Genomic DNA, 19028 nt, shown 5'->3' with positions numbered 1-19028 from the left:
CCTCGTCCTGTTCAATGAAGGGCGCGCTGGAAGATTCGCGCGCTGGAATGATGCATCCAACCTATGAACGCCCCCTTGCCGGGTCAAGGTTGGTCACAGTGAGATGATGGCGGCCAGCTCCGCGTCCAGCGCAGCACCGGAAATCTCCATCATTTCAAGCGTTTCCGTCCAGAGCAGGGCAGCCCGAATCGGCCGGTCTGGGTATAACTTGGCGAGCACGCCGCGATACAGCGCCAGCTGCCGGATATAGGCCTTCGGCGCCTCGATCAGTTTGCGCGGCGGGTTGTGGTTGGTCTTGTAATCGACGATCCGGATCTCGGTCTTGGTCAGGACCAGCCGGTCGATCTGCCCCGACACCAACACGGGCGAGCCGTCCTTTCGCGTCAGTCGTCCGGCCACGGCCACTTCGGCGCGACTGCCGGGGGCAAACAGCTCGGCGAGGCGTTGATCGCCGATCAACGACAGCACCTGTGCGGCCAGGGCCTCGCGTTCCACCCCCGTCCAGTCAGCCGCATTGCGTGACAGGAAATTCAGCGCGGTGTCGCGACGCTTTTCGGCGGCGATGTCGGGCAGCGATTGCAACAGGCGATGCACGAGGTTGCCGCGCTGCAAGGCCAGTTGGCGCAGCCGTTCGGATTCGCCCGAGCGCTGTCCGCGGCCGTCGTCATCGTCGTCGGCATCCGATGGGCGCAACAGGCTTTCGCGGCGCGGCTGGTCGCCGACCTTGCCGCGCATCCAGGCCGGCAGCACGATCGGCGCACCCGCTGCGACAGGTGCCGTCGCACCAAGCGCCGGTGTCACGTCTTCCACGCGCGTATAGCGTTTCACCACGCCGTCCGGCGGCGGAACGCTCTGCATCTGCAGCCCGGAATTTTCCAGGCCCTTCTGAATCAGGTCGTACCAGGACAGCGGCCGCACTTCGTTGCGATTGCCGGGCATGCAGCCGCCAACGATCAGGCGATCGGCCGCGCGCGTCATCGCGACGTAAAGCAGCCGGCGATACTCGTCTTCGGTGTCGCGGATCATGTCGGCGCGCGCCGCCGCGACTGCTAGCGGATCGTCCGCCTTCTTGCCAGCCCAGACCACGACGCCCGGGCTGTTCGGTGCGGCGTTGCCTTGCGGGAGATGGATCAAATTGAGCCGCTGCGAATCCGCCGGCGACGATGTGGTATCGACCAGGAACACGACAGGCGCTTCCAGACCTTTGGCGCCGTGCACGGTCATCACGCGGACTTCGTCGCGCGTGATCTCCATGTCGCGCTTCACTTCGGTGTCGGCCGCGCGCAGCCAGGCGACGAAGCCCTGCAGCGAGGCCGGCGCCTTGCGCTCATAGCCCAGTGCCAGTTCGAGAAATTCGTCGAGCGCGTCATTGGCCTCATGGCCGAGCCGGCGCAGGATACGCGCGCGGCCATGATCACCGCCGAGCAGCCAGGCGTAGAACGCGAAAGGCGTCTCGCTGGCAAACCGCTTCTCGCAGGCAATGAGCCGCTTCAGCGCGCCGGCAAGCTTGTCGTCGCCGGCCGCCTGTTCGCGGAGCGCGTCGCGGAGCGATCCCGTGCGCTCCCAGGCCAGCTTGAACAGGTCATCGTCATCGAGGCCGAATAGCGGGCTCTTCAACACGGTCGCCAGTGCCAGGTCGTCCTGCGGAAGCAGCAGCGCGTCGGCCAGGTTCATCAGGTCGATGATGGCGATGTGCTCGGTGAGCTTGAGCCGGTCGGCGCCGGCGACGGGAATGCCCGCATGTTTCAGCGCCTGGATGATGGCATCGAAGGCCTTGCCGCGGCGGCGCACCAGCACCAGCATGTCGCCATAGCGCAACGCGCGGCGTTTGCCGATCGGGCCGGTCTCCGTCTTCGCCGCAATCAGGTCCTTGATCTCGGTCTGGACACGGCGCGCGAGCTTCACTTCGGGGCTTGTCTCGGAGCGCTTGTCGAACGGTGCCTGCCAGCCTTCGATGCTCGGCCGGTCGTCGGGCTGTTCCAGCTCCCACAGATCGATCAGGCTTGGGCCGGCATCATCCAGCGTTTCATGAATCGGATAGCCGTTCTCCACGGCATGGATGCTGCGAAAGATCGCCTCTTCACGAAACACGTGATCGACCGATTGCAGAATGGCCGAGCCCGAGCGGAACGAATGACTGAACGCGATGGGATCGAATTTCATCCCGGCGTCCTTGAAGCGGTTCTGCAGCGCCTTGCGCCGCAGGTCAAATTCGCGCGGTGCGGCACCCTGGAACGAAAAGATCGACTGCTTCTCGTCGCCCACCGCGAAGATCGTGCGCTTGAGGCCGTCGCGCGCGCCTTCACCGGAGGTGAATTCCGAGATCAGATGGGTGATGATGTCCCATTGCCGCGGGCTCGTATCCTGCGCCTCGTCGATCAGCACGTGATCGACGCCGCGGTCGAGCTTGAAATGCACCCAGCTCGACGACACCCTGTCGAGCATCTCCAGCGTGCGCGCGATCAGGTCGTCATAGTCCAGCAAGCCGCGTTCGTTCTTCTCCCGGCGATAGTTCTCCGCGACCTGGCTGGCGATCACCAGCAGTGACTGGGTACGCTCGCGCATCGCGACGGCGCGTCGACGCTCCAGCAGCGGGATCACGCGGTCGCCTTCGCGTTGCAAAGCCGCCAGCAGATCCGGCCGGCTGTCCGCGATCTTCTTGGTCGCAAGCGATTTGCGTAAGCTCTGGTCCTTGGTCAGAAACAGTTCGAGATATTTCTCGACCTGCTCGGTGCCCGATAGCGCCAGAGCTTCGCGCAGCCGTGCTGCCTGATCGTTATCGGTCTTGCTGCCGGTCTCGAAGATTTCCGCGGCGGGTATCCAGCGTTCGCGCGGCAGATGCGGTCCGTCGATGATCTCCAGCTCGACGCTTTCTTTGGTATCGCCGGGCGTGACGCCCAGGGTTGCCGACAGCTGCGCCATCGCGGCATCTGTCGAGCCGGCGCGCTCGATCCAGGCCAGGAACTGATCGCGGGACAGACTCGCCTCGCGCACCACGTCGCGGAACGTCACGTCGGCGGCCGAAGTCATGGCCGTTGTCAACGCGCGGCCTTCTGCGCTGTCAGGCGCCGCCGCCGCGTGCAGCAGCACCTGCAGGCTGGCGCGCTCCATCATCTCGTTCTGGTCGCGGTCGTCGAGCACGCTGAACCGCGCCGGCACATTGGCCTCGAACGGAAATTGTTGCAGCAGGCGCGTGCACAGCGCGTGGATAGTCTGGACTTTCAGACCACCCGGCGTCTCCAGTGCGCTGGCGAATAATTCTCGCGCGCGCGAGCGCAGTCTGCTGTTCGATGCGGGAACGCCGGCATTTCTGATTTCGGCATCAAGTGCGGTGTCATCCAGCGTGACCCAGTGACCGAGCCGCGTGAACACGCGCTCCGCCATGTTGGCCGCTGCGGCTTTGGTGAAGGTGACGCAGAGAATCTTCTCGGGCGGCACGCCGTCGAGCAGCAGTCGGATGACGCGGTTGACCAGCACATAGGTCTTGCCGGAGCCGGCATTGGCCGAGACGAATACGGAGGAAGCGGGATCCGATGCGAGCTGTTGCTTGGCGCTCGCCGCGGGCGGGATATTGCGCGGGCCGCTCATGACTCGCCTCCCCCAGAGCCACCATTGGCCGACCATTCCTTGATCCGCGCCAGATCGTCATAGCTGCCATAGCGGTTCGACCACATGGACAGGCTGAGCGACGTATAGGCGGTGGCTTCGTCCTCGAAGCTGCGGATCAGCGCTTCCAGTTTGGCGCGCGCTTCGATCGCGGCATCGTCGGGATCCTGCGGCTCGTCCTTGCGCTCGATCTTCAGTTCGAGCGACCGCTCCTCGCCGGGCGGGTTGTTGCCGCTGAGTCGGACATAGACCAGCTCGCTGACGGATGAGCCCGCGGCAATGCCCTTGAAGCCACCCTCGCGCAGGATCGCGGCTTCCAGCGTCAGCTGCGGCGACAGGCCCATGCGCACCTGCTTGCCGGTCGGCGGCTGGCCGGTCTTGTAGTCCAAGAGCGCGAAGGTGCGGTCGCTGCGATGTTCGATGCGGTCGGCCCGCGCCGAGAGATGGAAGACGCGGCCGTGATCGAGCGGGATCTTGATCTCGCCGCGCACTTCCGCATCGATGCTGGCGACATTGATGCGGCGGTCGATTTCCCAGGCGCCAAACCACGATGCGATGCGCAGGAAACGCGGCCACCATAATGCGCGCGCCTCAGGCTGCGCCATCAGCGGCGCAAAATGCCTGTCGCCGATCCTGCGCAGCTCGCGCGCGGGGTCATCGGGCAGCGCCTTGCTGTATTCCATCGTGAAGTCGCCGAGCGACGCGTGAATCGCCGATCCCCGGTCGGCTGCCGAGAGCGGCATGTCGACGGGATCGAGCGGCGCCAGGCCCAGAATATATTTGGCATAGATCGTATAGGGATCGCGCAGCCAGTCCTCGATCGCGGTGACCGACAGCCTGAGCGGACGTGCAGCACGTGGCGGCCGCGGCTCCGGCTGGGCAATCGGCGTGACGGTCTCGGGTTTATCGAGCTCTTCGGCATAGCGAACATAATGCTCGCCCGCGGCCAGCGCCGCGTCCCAGCGGGTCTCGCCGGCGACGGCTTCGAGCCGGTGCAGGAAACGCGAGGCCACGGCCGGTGCGCCGCCGACTTTTGCCGCGTGGCTCAGGATAACGTCTTCCGTGCCGAGCAGCTGCACGAAGTCATGCGCGGTGAGGCCGATGCGGCGCTCCGGGAGATCGAGACCAAGTTGATGCCGCATCGGGCGGCTGAGCCAGGGATCGATGCGCGGCGACGGCGGCCAGATGCCTTCGACGAGACCGCCGAGAATCACACGATCCGATTGCGTCAGGCGTGCTTCGAGCTGGCCGTAGATGCGCAAAGTCGCATTGGCGACTTCCGGCCGGCGCACGATGCGGTCGGCGAAGGCGGTGTGAAACACATCGGGATAATCGCGGAGCTGCATCATCAGCCCGCTGGGGCGTAGTCGCTCTTCGTCGCCGCTCTCGGTCGCGACGGTCTCCATGACGACGAGATCGTCGAATGCCTTGGTCAGCGCCGTGCCTTCGCGCCCCACAAGCGCGACGTCGTTGTTCCTGTCGTCGCGCGATAGCAGCCTGATCGCTTCGCGATGCCGCAGCGCGACCTCGGCGAAATCGATCGGTCGGATCGGGTGGATGCTCTCCAGCGGCGCCAGCGCCGCGCGCAATCCCACGATCAATTCTTCCGCGCGGTCGAGACGGTTGTCGTCGAGTTTTGCGCGGGGCTCCGCGCCATGCAGCATCGAGGCTTCGCGGCGGCGCAGCTTGCGGAGCTCGTCGCGGAACCGCGCGAAATCCTGCGCCAGTCCCGCCGTGCCCGGCGTCGGCCGCGTGCCGCGCAGCAGTGCAAGTTCGAGCGTCTCGATCGCGTCTTTCCAGGCGTTCGGTGCGGCGCCAAGGCGAAACAGCGGATGTTTCAACAGCGCCAGCAATGTCGCCGGTTCGAGCTGCTCCGCCGCGGCCTCGGCAATGAGGCGTGCAAAGATGCCGGCCGATGTCTCCGTCAGCGCGTCGCCGCCGGAGTCGTCGAAAATCAGATTCCAGCGGCCGAGCGCGGCCATTACCCGGCGCGCCAGTGCGCGGTCGGGCGTCACGAGGGCTGCGGATTTCTTCAGCTCATGAGCCTCACGCATCGCAATCGCGATGGCCAGCGCTTCCATTTCCGGATTGGTGGCGGCAATCACGGCGAGATTCTGCATGCCGGCCGCAATCTTCTGCTCCACGGCGGGCTGCGCCAGTCGCGTATGCCATTGCGCCGTGGCATTGGACGGGCGCATCGCCTCCGAGGCCAGCAATTCGCGGCCCTGCGGTGACGGCGTGCCGAGCGTCATCACATCGCGGCGCGTGATGCCGAAGCGTTCCAGCAGTGCGTGCAGCGCGAATTGCGGATGGTTCGATGCCGAGGATTCGGTTCGGCCGAATGCATCCTTGGTGCCGCCGATGAGATTCCATGCGATGTCGTCGAGGTCGGTATCGAGGCCGGGCAGCACGACAGCGCCATCAGGCAGCTTTGCGACTTCGCGCAGGAACTTCGCCGTGGTCGGCATCGAGCCGGTCGAGCCGGCGGCGATGATGGGGCCTCCTTTGTGCGCTTTCAGGCGCGCTGCTTCCGCGTCGATCAAGAGATCGCGGCGCACCGCAGGCTCGATCGCATTGTGAGCCGCGAGGATGTCCGGCCACACATTTCTGGCGATACTCAGAAACTGCAGCGTGAGTTGCCAATACTGATCGAGCGCATCGGGCACTAGCCCGTCCAGCGCGCTCCAGTCGACCTTGCGCGTCGCCATGTCGTCCATCAGTCGCGCCAGATCGTCTGCTAGCGCGAGCGTCGAGGCCGGACCACCCACCACGAGAGGCGTCTGTCCGGGATCGCCGGGTGCCAGTTGCTTCGCCCATGCGGCAATCAGTTGCGCCAGCAGAAGCCGGCGTTGCAATCCGTCAAGCGCGGGCGGTGCATCCAACCGTTCGAGTGCGTCGGGCGATGCCGCCTGCGCAAAGGCCAGTTCCTCCTCATCGACATCCCCGAGCGGAACGATACGGGGCAGCAGTACGGCGTCGGTTCCGAGCACGTCGAGGAAGATCTCCTGCGCCATGCGTCCGGCTCGGCGTGTCGGCAGATACAGGGTGACTTCAGCCAGCCTCGAAGGTTCGCCGCGCGCAGAGAATCCCTCGACGAGATCACCGTCGACGAGCGCGGTGATCAGCGTGCGCAGGAACGGCGCCGAGGATGGAATGTTGAAGACGCGCATGTACACCCTGATTCGCGATCAGGGTGCATCATGGCATGGCTGGAAAGGCTACGGGAGTCGCAGAAAATTCAGGCGACGCTGGCGAGGAACGCGTCTTCCGCGGCGCGCACGGCGTCGGGTGTGCCGACATGCATCCAGACGCCTTCCATGCGCAGCCCGAACAGGCGCTCTTGCTCGTTGGCCTTGTCGAATAGTTTGGTCAGCGAGAATTCGCCGGATGGCGCATCCTTGAACAGCGCCGGCGACAGGATCGCGACGCCGGCATAGACGAACGGTACGACCTGATTCTCCTTGCGGCGACGCAGCGCGCCGTCGGTGAGCATCGCGTAATCGCCGCAGCCGGCATAGCCGATGCTGTTGGCGGTCGGTGCCATCAAGAGCAGGATGTCCATGCGCGCGGGATCGAAGGCCTCCGCAAGACGCGCGAGATTCGGCTGCACGCCGTCAATCCACATCGTGTCGGCATTGAGATGATAGAACGGCTCGGTGCCAAGCAGCGGCAGCGCTTTCACGACGGCGCCGCCGGTGCCGAGCACCTGATCGCGCTCGTCGGAAATGATGATCTTTGGTTCGGTGCGCGTCGCGACATGATCGATGATCTGGTCGGGCAGGTAATGTACATTGACCACGGCTTGGGTCACGCCTGCAGCGGCGAGCTTGTCGAGCACGTGATCCAGCAGCGGCTGCCCTGCGACAGGGACCAGTGGCTTCGGCAGATTGTCGGTGAGCGGTCGCATACGCAGGCCGAGACCGGCGGCGAGAACCATTGCTTTGGTGGCTTTTACGGACATGGCGACATTGGCCTTAATAGAAGGACGGGCCTTGGTAGAATGATGGGCCTTGATGGAATCGTTCTTGAATTTTTGAGCTGAAATAATGGTAGCACAGCGGCGTGTCGCATGCATGAACCTATCGAGCCATAATGGGCCGAGATGACGCGGATGCGACAATTGCACCCGCCTGCACAGTCACGTTTCTGCCTCCTGCGTCTCGGAACGTTTCGTCTTTTTCTTTTTGTCGTTGGGTTTGAGAAAGTTCACACCAATCTGGTCGCCATTGACCCAGCCGAGTTCGCAGCGGCGATAGGCGAGGCCTGTGGATGAGAGAAGAAGGAAGAACTCTTTCAGGTTCAGGCCTTCGACAGAACCGTCGACGGTGAGTTTGGCGCCGGTCTCGGAAATATCTTCCATGATGCAGGAGCGACGCCAGGTGCCGTCGATGCCCATCATGTGCGCAGGAAAACCGCGCTCGAAAACGACCCGATCTCCGGCACGCCGCTCCGTCATGACACGTCCCTTGTCCAGTACGCCAAGCCCCGCACGTGCAGGGCTCAAGCGCAGGATAGAGTGTGTGCGACTAATAAGTGGTTAAGGAAGTGTTAGAGCGTTTTCGAGCGAAGCGGATACCGGTCCGCGTCGAGAAAACGCGTCAATACAAAAGCCTCTAGGCCCGCGGCGGTGGCACATGCGCCGCATACCACTGCTGGAACGACGCCAGCGTCGGATGCGCTAGCGAACGGTTGAGATAGGTCCAGATCCGCGGCTGGTGCTTGAGATAATGCGGCTTGCCGTCACGGCGGTTGAGCCGCGCGAATGTACCAAGTAGTCGCGTGTTTCGCTGTGCCGACATGATCGCATAGAGCTCGGCAAAAGCCGCGGCATCGAAAGCGGGATCGGCTGCGCGCCGCGCCTTGATGTAGCGCGTCAGCATGGTCAGCTCCAACTGCTCAGGCACGTCGATACGCGCGTCCTGCAGCAGCGAGACGAGATCATAGGCGGCGGGGCCGAGGACCGTGTCCTGAAAGTCGATCACGCCGACCTTGTTGATGCCCTCGCGGGTGTCGAGCCAGATGATATTCGGTGAATGGAAGTCGCGTAGTACCCAAGTCTTCGGTGCCGCAGCAGGCTTCGCCAGCAGCTCGCGCCACATCGTGACAAATTCAGTGCGAGCGTCATCGGAGAGTGGCGCGTCGCGGTCCGGCAGATACCATTCCGGCATCAGGCCGATCTCGACCAGCAATGCGTCGGTGTCGAAGACAGGAATGGTATAGTCGACATGCGGCGACAGCGGCAGCGTTTCCGGCAGCGGCTTGCTGTGCAGCAGGGCCAGCATGTCGGTCGCGACCTGATAGCGCTCGGCGATCGGTGCCGGCGGCTCGCCTTCGGTCACCGGCGCTGTGCCGAAATCCTCGGTAATGAGGAAGCCCGCATCGAGGTCGGCGTGATGGATCGCCGGCGCGGAGATCCCCTGCGCGCGCAAACCGTTCGCAATGGCGACGAAGGGTCTGACGTCCTCCGCCAGATGCACCGCCGCGCTGTAGGACTTGCCGTCATAGACTGGCGCACCATCCGGCCGCTTCGGCGCATTCATCAGGATGAAGACGTCATCACCGCGGATCAGCCGCGCATAGGAGCGCGTCGACGCATCGCCGGCCATGCGCTGTCTGATAGCATCGAGATAGCGCGCTTCTTCGAGGAATTCGCGCAGTGCTTTCAGGCGCAGAACGATCGATGCGGCCTTGCCGTGACCGGTGATCTCCGCCGCACGCGCCACGGAGCCCAGTGCCGGACGATGGCTGAGCGCAATATCGATACGATCCGGCGGCAGTGTACCATCGGCGCGCTCCGGCCACTCGATCAGCGCGATCACGCCGTCCGGCAGCGGCGACAGGCCGATCTCCTCGAGTTCGCTGGCGTCGTTGATGCGATAGAGATCGGCGTGGATGAGGGGAAACGACGGCAGGTCGTAGCTCTGCGCCAGCGTGAAGGTCGGGCTCGGCACTTCGAGTTCGGAATCGCTGGCGAGATAGCGAATCATCGCGCGCGCGGCGGCCGTCTTGCCGGCGCCGAGATCGCCCGACAGGGTGATGACGTCGCCCGGGCCGATCAGCAGCGCGAGGTCGGCCATCAATTGCGCAGTGGCGGTCTCATTTGCGAGCGCCAGCGAAAATGTGCAGGGCTCGTTTATGATGGGTTCGGTCATTCGGCAGCGTTGCGATGCGCGGTCTGGTCGACGGGGAAGTCGCAGCTGACCGTGGTGCCCTTGCCGACCGCGGAATCGACGCGGACCTTGCCGCCATGCAATTCGACGAAGGAACGCACCAGCGACAGGCCGAGCCCGGCGCCGCGGTGGCGCGAGCCATTGGCGTGGCTCTCGAACCAGTCGAACACCTTGTCCTTTACCTCGGGTGGAATGCCGGGCCCGCGATCGGTCACTGCGAATGTGACCGTGTGCTCCGAGCGGCGCGCTGTCAGCGTGATCGCCGAATTCTGCGGTGCGAAGCCGACCGCGTTGGCGAGCAGATTATATAGTACCTGCACCACGCGGCTTTCGTCGCCGGTGAAGCTGCCGATGGCCGGATCGACGTCGATCTGCAGCGCGATGTGATCCTTCGCCAGTCGATCCTGAATGCCTTCGGCCGCCGCCGAGATGGTCTTGCGGATATCGATCGGGCCGAGATTCAGCGTCATCGCGCCGGCATCGATCGTGGCAAGATCCAGGATATTGTTGATGATCGCCAGCAGCGCGCCGGTCGAGGTGGTGATGTAGTCGAGATATTCGGCCTGCTTCGGCATCAATGGGCCGGTCACGGGATCGCTGAGCAGATGCGCGAAACCGATGATCGTGGTCAGCGGCGAGCGCAGCTCGTAGGAGACGTGGTGGACGAAGTCGACCTTCATCTGGTCGGCGGTCTCCAGCGCCTCGTTGCGCTCCCGTAGCGCGCGCTCGACATTCTCGGCGTCCGAAATGTCCTGGAAGGTCAGCATGGTCGCGCCATCGGGCAGCGGCATGGTCATACAGGCCAGCACGCTGCCGTCCTTACGCTCGAGCTTGAGCGGAACAGACTTGCGATTGTCGATCCCGGTAATGGCGCTGCGGATCGCCTGCCATGTCGGAGTGTCGTCGAACAATGGCCGGCACCAGGTTTCGACCATTTCGATATGCGGGCGTTGTTCCAGCGCTTCGTCCGACAGCTTCCACATCTTGGCGAAAGCCGGATTGAACAGTTGCGCGCGGCCGTTGCTGCCAAACACGGCGACGGCTTCGGCGAGATTGTCGAGCGTTTCGCGCTGAACGCGGATCAGGCCGTCGAAGCGCCGTGCCAGTTCGAGGCTCTCGGTGACATCGTCGAACAGATAGGTGACGCCGCCTTCGGGATTCGGCGTGGTGACGATCGAGAGCGCGCGGCCATCCGGCAGATACCAGACATCCTTATGGGCTTCGACGGCACGATAGGCTTCGTGCAGCTTGGCCTTCCAGGCGCGGAAGTCGGGCTGCTCCGGCAGTTTGCGCGCGGCACGGAGACGGTCGAGCACACTGGAGTCGTCGGGATTACCGTCGAGGAAGGTGCGGTCGAGATCCCACAGCCGACGATAAGAGTCGTTGTAGAAGGCGAGGCGGCGCTGGCCGTCGAATACGGCAACGCCCGACGACAGCTGATCGAGCGTGCGGCGATGCGCCTCGGCCATCCGCACCAAGGCAGCGCTGAGCGCGGCGGCCTCGCTGGCGTCGATCGCCATGCCGGCGCTCCCGCCGGCGACCTTCGCGGCATGGACGTCGAAGATGCGGCGTTCGCCGGAAATCACGATCGGCACGCGTGCGGCAAAGGGCAGGTTGTCGTTCAGCGCGCGCGCCAGATTGCTGCGGTCGTCGCTGTCCAGCAGTTCCAGATTGCGACCGACCGCATCGCCCGTATCAGTCGCTTCAGTCGCACGGGCATAGGCGGCATTGACGAAGCTCAATCGGCCATCGGCCTGTTTGGCCCAGATCGGCCATGGCGCGGCATTGGCGAAGCCGCGGAGAATTTCGGCTTCTTCCGCAAGTTCCTTGTGGCGCAGCGAGACTTCGGCGAGCTCGCGGCGCAAACCGCTCAATTCGCGAATCCGGACAATGGCCTGGCCACCGATGGCGCGGCCCATCGCCTCGATGGCGCGGCCGCTCGAGGTCGTCAGATTCAGGACAAAGCCTTCGCCGGCATCGAGCAGTGCATCGACGGCGTGATCCATCCGCAGCGCGGGTTCCGGCGGCAGCCAAGTTCCGAATGCGAGAATGCGCTGCGGCTGATGCTGTTGCGGGTCCTGCGACATCACCAATGCGGTGTCGCCGGAGATATCGGGACGGGTTTCGCCCGCAGCCCAGGCGATCAGCACCTGCGGCTCGGTGAACAGCAAGGCACGGAAGCGGTCGGACTCAACCTGCAGCGTATGCAGCTCGGCGCGCAGCTTCGCCTCGGTCTTGGCCGAGCGAATGCGATTGTGCATCAACAGGATGGCGGAAACGACGGAGAAGCCGAGCACCGCTGTGGCTGTCGTCAGCGCGGCGATTTCCTGGCGGTCGAGATCGAGCAGATTGGCGAGCGTCTGGGTAATGAAGGGTTCGTCGGCGGCCGACGCAGAGGAGGTGGCCAGAAGTGCAGACGCACTGATGCCGACAAGCCCGTCGCGCACCATAGAAGTGCACGACAGCAAGGTCCGACGCATCGCCGCGATCACGCCTGACATCATTCGCCCCAAACCGCACGTCTTCCCGACCAGCCCCTCACCGATCGCGAATCGTTCGACAATATCCGCTTCGGGAGTCGCCGGGTAAGAGTCCAGACCGTGAACGCAGAGTCCCCGGTTAAAAAATGCAGGCGCCTTTGATTCAAATACCGCGCGATGTGACGAAATGCGCGCTAGCGGCCGGTAGATCCGAAGCCGCCGCTGCCGCGTTCGGTTTCGCTGAGCGCCGCGACCACGACGAGTTCCGCATGTGTGACCGGCGCGATCACCATCTGGGCGATTCGCTCGCCGCGTTTGATCGTGAAATCCGCCGGGCCGTGATTGATCAGCAGCACGCCGATCTCGCCGCGGTAATCGGCGTCGATGGTGCCCGGTGAGTTCAGCACGGTGATGCCGTGCTTGGCGGCAAGGCCCGAGCGCGGGCGCACCTGCGCCTCAAAGCCCGGCGGTAGCGCGATGGTCAGCGCCGTCGGCACCAGCGCATATTTGCCGCTGGCGAGAATCATCGGCTGGTCCTCGGGAACCGCAGCGAGCAGATCGAGGCCGGCGGCATGTGTGGTCTGATAGGCCGGCAGCGCGAGGCCAGCGCCATGCGGGAGCTGCTGGACGTCGACCTGAACGGGGATGGCAGCGCTCATGATGTGTCTTTCGTGGATGGCGTTACGGTGTCGGCGATTCGCGCGACTAGGGTCGTCGCGACCTGTTCCTTGCTCATCGGTGCCCACGAATCAACGGCGATATCCGCGCTGTCCTTGCTGCGCGTCAGCAGATGCACGGTATTATCGTCGCCGCCCATGATGCCGGTCGCGGGCGATACGTCATTGGCGACGATCCAGTCGCAGCCCTTGCGCGCGATCTTGGCTTTGGCATTGTCGATCAGGTGTTCGGTCTCGGCGGCAAAACCGATCACCAGGGGTGGCCGATGCTCGGGGAGTTTCGAGATCGTCGCGAGGATGTCGGGATTTTCCGTGAGCTCGAGCTGCGGCATCGCGTTGCCGGCGGTCTTCTTCAGTTTCTGCGCGCCTTCATTGACGACCCGCCAGTCGGCCACAGCCGCCGCGAAAATCGCGATATCGACCGGCAACGCGGACTGGACCGCCGCGAGCATGTCACGCGCGGATTCGACATGCGTCATCGTCACGCCCGGCACCTCGTCGAGATCGACCGGGCCCGAGACGAGAATGACCTCTGCGCCGGCGGCCCGCGCGGCGGCAGCAATCGCATAGCCTTGCTTGCCGGACGAGCGATTGGCGATGTAGCGCACGGGATCGATCGGCTCATGGGTCGGGCCCGCGGTGATCAGTACGCGCTTGCCGGCCAGTGGCTTCGGCGTGGGTGGCTGCAGGAAGGTGTGAGCCGCGATCGCGATCTCGGTCGGCTCCGCCATGCGACCGACACCGGATTCGTTGCGTTCGGCCATCTCGCCGGCATTCGGCCCGATCATCCTCACGCCGTCACGCTGCAATTGCGCGACATTGCGGCGCGTCGCGGCGTTATTCCACATCAGCGGATTCATCGCCGGCGCGATCAGGATCGGTTTGTCGGCGGCGAGCAGAATCGCGGAGGCCAGATCATCCGCGTGACCATTGGCCATCTTCGCCATCAAGTCCGCGGTCGCGGGTGCGACCACGATCAAATCGCATTCGCGCGCAAGACGGATATGCCCGGCATCGAATTCGCTCTGCGGATCGAACAGGTCGGTATAGGCCCGCTCGTTGGACAGGGCGCTGGCGGCCAGCGGGGTGACGAATTGCTGCGCGGCCCGGGTCAGCACCACGCGGACGTGGATGCCGCGTTCCTTCAAGCGGCGGATCAGATCGAGCGCTTTATAGGCGGCGATGCCGCCGCCGATGATCAGCGTGACGTGGAGCTGATCGCCGATATTTTTCAATGACTTGGGCGGGTTTTCCGGGTTGGGCGCGTCTTGCGGAAGTCTTGCGTCAGTCTTGAGGCCGTCTTGCGACGCCTCGCGCAAAATGACCCGCACCTCGTCCTCAACCGACCGTCCGTTGCGGGCGGCACGCAGTCGCAATTCATCGCGAATGGCGTCGTCGAGCTTGCGGATCGTCAGGCTGGCCATGAGGCGTCTCGCGCTATTCTGATTGCAGTGCTAGCACAAAATGCTAGCATTGCAATCAGTCCTAGCGAATCGAGAGCAGCAGTCCCAGAAACGACAGGGCGATCACCCAGACGCCAACCGTGCGCCAGCGGAGCTGCTTGGCCCGTGCCCGCGCGATGGCGGCAATGGTCGCGTCGTCGAGCCTGACGCCGTCGCGGGTCATGGTCTCCAACTGCTCAAGCACGGTCAGCGCGCGCGTCGCCAGGGCCGGCAGACTGCCGGCGACCTTGCCGAGTTCGCCGGCGCCGGCGAGCGCACCCTGAATCTTGCCCAATGGGCCGAGATTGCGCTCGATCCATTCGCGGACAACGGGATCGGCGACCTTCCAGATGTCGAGCTTAGGATCGAAGCTTCGTGCGACACCTTCGACCACAACCATGGTCTTCTGCAGCAGGATCAATTCTGGCCGCGTACGCATGTCGAAAAGACCGGTGACCTCAAGCAGCAGCGTCAGCAGCTTGGCCATCGAGATTTCTTCGGCCGTGCGATTGTGAATCGGTTCGCCAATCGCGCGGATCGCCTGCGCGAAATTCTCTACTGAATGGTGGCCTGGCACATAGCCGGCCTCGAAGTGGACTTCGGCGACGCGGCGATAGTTGCGGGTGATGAAGCCCAGCAGAATCTCGGCGAGGAAGCGGCGCTCCTTCAGACCGAGCCGGCCCATGATGCCGAAGTCGACGGCGACGAGGCGGCCATCGGGATCGAGGAACAGATTGCCCGGATGCATATCGGCATGGAAGAAGCCGTCACGCAGCGCGTGGCGCAGGAAGCTCTGGATCACCTTGCGGCCAAGGTCCGGCAGATCGACGTTGGATTCTTCCAGACCCTTGTGATCGTTCAGTGCGATACCGTCGATCCACTCCATCGTCAGGACATTGTGCGAGGTACGATCCCAATCCACTTCCGGCACGCGGAAATCCGAATCGTTGCGGGTGTTCTCCGCCATCTCGGAGAGTGCTGCGGCTTCGAGCCGAAGATCCATCTCCATCGCCACCGAGCGCGACATGGTGGTGATGATCTCGATCAGGCGAAGGCGCCGCGCCTCGGAAAAATGCTCTTCGGCCTTGTGGGCGACGTAAGCGAAATCGCCGAGGTCGCGGCGGAATTGTGCGGCGACATTCGGGCGCAGCACTTTCACGGCGTATGTCTTGCGGACGCCGTTCTTGTCTATCTCGGCGCGATGCACTTGCGCGATCGAGGCCGCGGCGACCGGCGGGCTGAAGCTCGCATAGAGCTGCGCCACAGGGCGTTCCAGCGAAGCGGCGACGACGCCTTCGGCTTCGGTCAGGGAGAACGGCGGAAGCCGGTCCTGCAGGCTTTCGAGATCGCGCGCCATGGCGACGCCGACCACGTCGGGCCGTGTCGCGAGAAACTGGCCGAGCTTGAGATAGGCAGGTCCCAGCCGGGTCAGCGCGCGCGACAGCCGTGCGCCGGATTTCGCACCGGGTCGCTCAATGAGCCGCGCCATGCGCAGCGCGAGCTGTCCCGGCGGCGGCACCAGCGAGGGATCGACGACGCCGAACACGCCTTCGCGCGCAAACACGAAGCCGGCGCGGGCCAGCCGCGCCATATGATTGAGTGCCGAGATCACAAACGCCAGCCCGAATGCAGCGCGACGATGCCGCCCGAGAGGAGTTCGTACTTCACGCGGGAGAAGCCGGCCTCGCGGATCATGTCGGCAAAGATTGGCGGTTTCGGAAATTTGCGGATCGATTCGACGAGATACTGATACGACTCAGAGTCGCCGGTGACCGCCTTGCCGAGCGGCGGGATCACCTTGAACGAAAACATGTCATAGATCTTGTCGAGGCCCGGTACGTCGACGGTCGAGAATTCGAGACAGAGAAAACGGCTGCCCGGCTTCAACACGCGATAGGCCTCAGCGAGCGCGCGGTCGATGCGCGGCACGTTGCGGATGCCGAAGGCGATCGTATAGGCGTCATAGCTCTTGTCGGCGAATGGCAACTCTTCTGCGTTGCCCTCGACGAAGGAGACCTGATGTTCGAGATGGTGGGTAATGGCGCGCTCACGGCCGACATCGAGCATGCCGGTGTTGATGTCGCAGACCGTCGCCGAGAAGCCGAGGCCGGACGCCTTGGCGGCGCGGAAGGAAATGTCGCCGGTGCCGCCGGCGACGTCGAGCAGGGCAAACGGCGCGTCGGAGCGTGGCGGGTTGAGCTGGTTAATCATCACGTCCTTCCAGACGCGATGCATGCCGCCGGACATCAGATCATTCATCAGGTCGTAGCGCCGGGCCACACTGTGGAACACGTCGTTCACCAGCGTCTGCTTGTCGCCCACGGGGACGTCCCTGAAGCCGAAATGGGTGGTTTCGCCCGGCTGATCCATCGTTTTCATCTCAAAAGCCTCATCGCGGCGGACCATAGCGCGCCTACGGCAATGGGGCTATCACGTCAGCCTCTCAAGGTGAATGACGTGAATCATGCCTGAATTGCCCGAAGTCGAGACCGTCCGCCGCGGCCTGCAGCCCGCCATGGAGGGGTCGAAGATCACCCGTCTGGAGCTGCGGCGAAAAGACCTGCGGTTTCCGTTTCAGCCGGATTTTGCCGGCAGGTTGCAGGGCCGGACCGTCGCCAGCCTTGGCCGCCGCGCCAAATATCTGCTGGCGGATCTGGATTCCGGCGATGTGTTGCTGATGCATCTGGGCATGTCCGGCTCGTTCCGGGTGGTCTCCGATGCTGCCGCTGGTGATGAAAATAACGTGATGCCCGGCGCCTTCCATCATCCGCGCAGCGACGAGCGCGCGCACGACCATGTGGTCTTCCACATGTCATCGGGGCCGTCGGTGATCTACAACGATCCCCGCCGCTTCGGCTTCATGAAGATCTTTGCGCGTAGCGAGATCGAGAACGAGCCGTTCCTGAAGGATATCGGCCCCGAGCCGCTGGGCAACGAATTCGATGCGGCGATGCTGGCCGGCGCCACCGCAGGCAAGAAGACCAGCCTCAAGGCCGCGCTGCTCGATCAGCGCGTCGTCGCAGGCCTCGGCAACATCTATGTCTGCGAGGCGCTGTTTCGCTCGCATTTGTCGCCGCGGCGGCTGGCGGCGACGCTGGCGACCAAGAAGGGTGAGCCGACCGATCATTCGAAACGACTGGTCTCGGCGATCCACGAGGTGCTGAACCAGGCCATCAAGGCCGGCGGCTCGTCGCTGCGCGATCACCGCCAGACCGATGGCGAACTCGGTTACTTCCAGCACTCGTTTCAGGTCTATGACCGCGAAGGCGAGCCGTGCCAGACCGATGGCTGCTCAGGCATCGTGAAGCGCTTCGTGCAGAACGGGCGGTCGACGTTTTGGTGCCCGAAGTGTCAGAGGTGACGCCGCGTCCGCTTGGCCTTGCCAGCGCATCGTCGCTGGATATCAACCATCACATGTCTTTCAACGCAGCGGCTGCGGCCTCTGCAGCTCCCTTACGCGATGTCATCAAGGGTTGAATGCGCTGGCCGAAGTCTTCAACGCCTTGGACGAAGTCGTCGAAGGTGAGCAACACGCCCTCGGTGCCCGGCACGGTGGCAACCTCGTCGAGCATGCGGGCGACGTTGGCGAATGAGCCGACGAAGGTCCCCATATTGATGTTGACCGCTGATGTGGGGTCCGCCATCTGGCGGATGTTGGTGTCCTTACCTGACTTCGTGTCGGCCGCACCCTGTACGCCCAGCCAGGCGACCGCTTCGTGATCCACGCCGGCTTTGTAGTGCTCCCACTTTGCGAACGCGGCTTCGTCGGTTTCCGCCGCGATCACCATGAACAGCACATAGGTCGTCACGTGCCGGCCGGTGTCATGCGTAGCCTCGAGCAGCCGTTCGGCGGCGGGCGCAAAATCGGTCGGGGTGTTGACGCCCTTGCCGAAGCAGAAATTGTAGTCGGCGTATTTTGCGGAGAAGGCCATTCCGGCGCCGCTCTGGCCGGCGCAAATGATCTTCATGTCCGCCTGCGGCCGCGGGCTGACGCGGCAGTCCTCCATCTGGAAGAATTCGCCTTTGCGATCCGAGGCGCCGGTTTGCCAAAGCTCGCGGAGGATCTCGACATATTCCGAAAGATATTCGTAGCGGCGCGCGAAGTATTCGTCGCCCGGCCAAAGCCCCATCTGCGAATATTCGGGACGTTGCCACCCGGTGATGAGATTGAGGCCGAAGCGGCCGTGTGAAATCGAATCGATGGTCACCGCCATGCGTGCAGCAATCGCGGGAGGCACCACAAGCGTCGCTGCCGTGGCAAACAATTTTATTCGCTTGGTCACCGCGGCCAATCCGGCCATCAGGGTGAAGGATTCCAGATTGTGATCCCAGAATTCGGTCTTCCCGCCGAAGCCACGCAATTTGATCATCGAGAGCACAAAATCGAGGCCGTAATGTTCGGCCTTTAGCGTCACCTCCTTGTTGAGGTCGAAAGTCGGCATGTATTGCGGGGCATTTTCAGAGAGCAACCAGCCATTGTTCCCGATTGGAATGAATACGCCGACCTTCATCTCGCTCTCCTCCGCAATCGCGTGCCCCCTCGGGGTATCGCGAACCATTCTGCTTGCGTTGAACAAAGCAACAACCGTGCCGATACGCGCTCTTGCGTCGACCACACGATCTCACCATGAAGGGTAGAGGTTGCAGGCGATG

The 19028-nt window shown here is 63.7% G+C and carries 12 protein-coding genes; 1 reads left to right on the top strand and 11 read right to left on the bottom strand.

Annotated elements, in window-relative coordinates; genetic code table 11:
• Nucleotides 1-93 precede the first annotated feature (93 nt).
• From addA to ubiE, 10 genes are all read right to left on the bottom strand, one after another.
• The gene (gene addA / locus AB8A38_RS18880; RefSeq protein WP_439087038.1) at nt 94-3588 is read right to left on the bottom strand and encodes a double-strand break repair helicase AddA; all 3495 of its coding nucleotides are present in this window, start codon (nt 3586-3588) and stop codon (nt 94-96) included.
• Nucleotides 3585-6776 (bottom strand): double-strand break repair protein AddB, encoded by a 3192-nt coding sequence (addB, locus tag AB8A38_RS18875; RefSeq protein ID WP_439087037.1) that lies wholly within the window; start codon nt 6774-6776, stop codon nt 3585-3587. Before addB ends, addA begins: the two co-directional genes overlap by 4 nt.
• A gap of 68 nt (nt 6777-6844) precedes the next feature.
• Nucleotides 6845-7567, bottom strand: a complete 723-nt coding sequence (locus AB8A38_RS18870; RefSeq protein ID WP_439087036.1) for a nucleotidyltransferase family protein — start codon at nt 7565-7567, stop codon at nt 6845-6847.
• Nucleotides 7568-7744: 177 nt separating this feature from the next.
• Nucleotides 7745-8062 carry a PilZ domain-containing protein gene (locus AB8A38_RS18865; RefSeq protein ID WP_068734110.1) on the bottom strand — a complete coding sequence of 106 codons (318 nt, stop codon included), beginning with the start codon at nt 8060-8062 and terminating at the stop codon, nt 7745-7747.
• A gap of 157 nt (nt 8063-8219) precedes the next feature.
• Nucleotides 8220-9743, bottom strand: a complete 1524-nt coding sequence (tsaE, locus tag AB8A38_RS18860; protein WP_439088560.1) for a tRNA (adenosine(37)-N6)-threonylcarbamoyltransferase complex ATPase subunit type 1 TsaE — start codon at nt 9741-9743, stop codon at nt 8220-8222.
• Between the two features lie 11 nt (nt 9744-9754).
• Nucleotides 9755-12277 carry an ATP-binding protein gene (locus tag AB8A38_RS18855; protein WP_439087035.1) on the bottom strand — a complete coding sequence of 841 codons (2523 nt, stop codon included), beginning with the start codon at nt 12275-12277 and terminating at the stop codon, nt 9755-9757.
• A 173-nt stretch (nt 12278-12450) separates the two neighbouring features.
• Entirely contained in the window at nt 12451-12915 is a 465-nt protein-coding gene (dut, locus tag AB8A38_RS18850; protein WP_439087034.1) for a dUTP diphosphatase, read from the bottom strand.
• A complete protein-coding gene (coaBC, locus tag AB8A38_RS18845) occupies nt 12912-14357 on the bottom strand; it encodes a bifunctional phosphopantothenoylcysteine decarboxylase/phosphopantothenate--cysteine ligase CoaBC (protein WP_439087033.1) in 1446 nt (481 codons plus the stop codon). The genes dut and coaBC overlap by 4 nt, the downstream gene beginning before the upstream one ends.
• Before the next feature lie 61 nt (nt 14358-14418).
• On the bottom strand, nt 14419-15987 hold the full coding sequence (ubiB, locus tag AB8A38_RS18840; protein ID WP_439087032.1) for a 2-polyprenylphenol 6-hydroxylase: 1569 nt from the start codon (nt 15985-15987) through the stop codon (nt 14419-14421).
• Nucleotides 15984-16745: a bifunctional demethylmenaquinone methyltransferase/2-methoxy-6-polyprenyl-1,4-benzoquinol methylase UbiE gene (ubiE, locus tag AB8A38_RS18835; protein ID WP_439088559.1), complete on the bottom strand. Its 762-nt coding sequence runs from the start codon at nt 16743-16745 to the stop codon at nt 15984-15986. The genes ubiB and ubiE overlap by 4 nt, the downstream gene beginning before the upstream one ends.
• Nucleotides 16746-16839: 94 nt before the next feature.
• Between ubiE and mutM the strand changes: the two genes are divergently transcribed.
• Complete coding sequence (gene mutM / locus AB8A38_RS18830) at nt 16840-17736, top strand: bifunctional DNA-formamidopyrimidine glycosylase/DNA-(apurinic or apyrimidinic site) lyase (protein ID WP_439087031.1); 897 nt, start codon at nt 16840-16842, stop codon at nt 17734-17736.
• 49 nt (nt 17737-17785) lie between these two features.
• On the opposite strand, the gene rutA is transcribed toward mutM, so the two are convergent.
• Nucleotides 17786-18886, bottom strand: a complete 1101-nt coding sequence (rutA, locus tag AB8A38_RS18825) for a pyrimidine utilization protein A (RefSeq protein WP_439087030.1) — start codon at nt 18884-18886, stop codon at nt 17786-17788.
• Nucleotides 18887-19028: the final 142 nt, after the last annotated feature.

This window comes from Tardiphaga sp. 839_C3_N1_4, assembly GCF_051811045.1.
Taxonomy (GTDB): domain Bacteria; phylum Pseudomonadota; class Alphaproteobacteria; order Rhizobiales; family Xanthobacteraceae; genus Tardiphaga.
The sequence above is the reverse complement of the archived record's forward strand: the minus strand, read 5'-3'. Positions and strand labels throughout refer to the sequence as shown.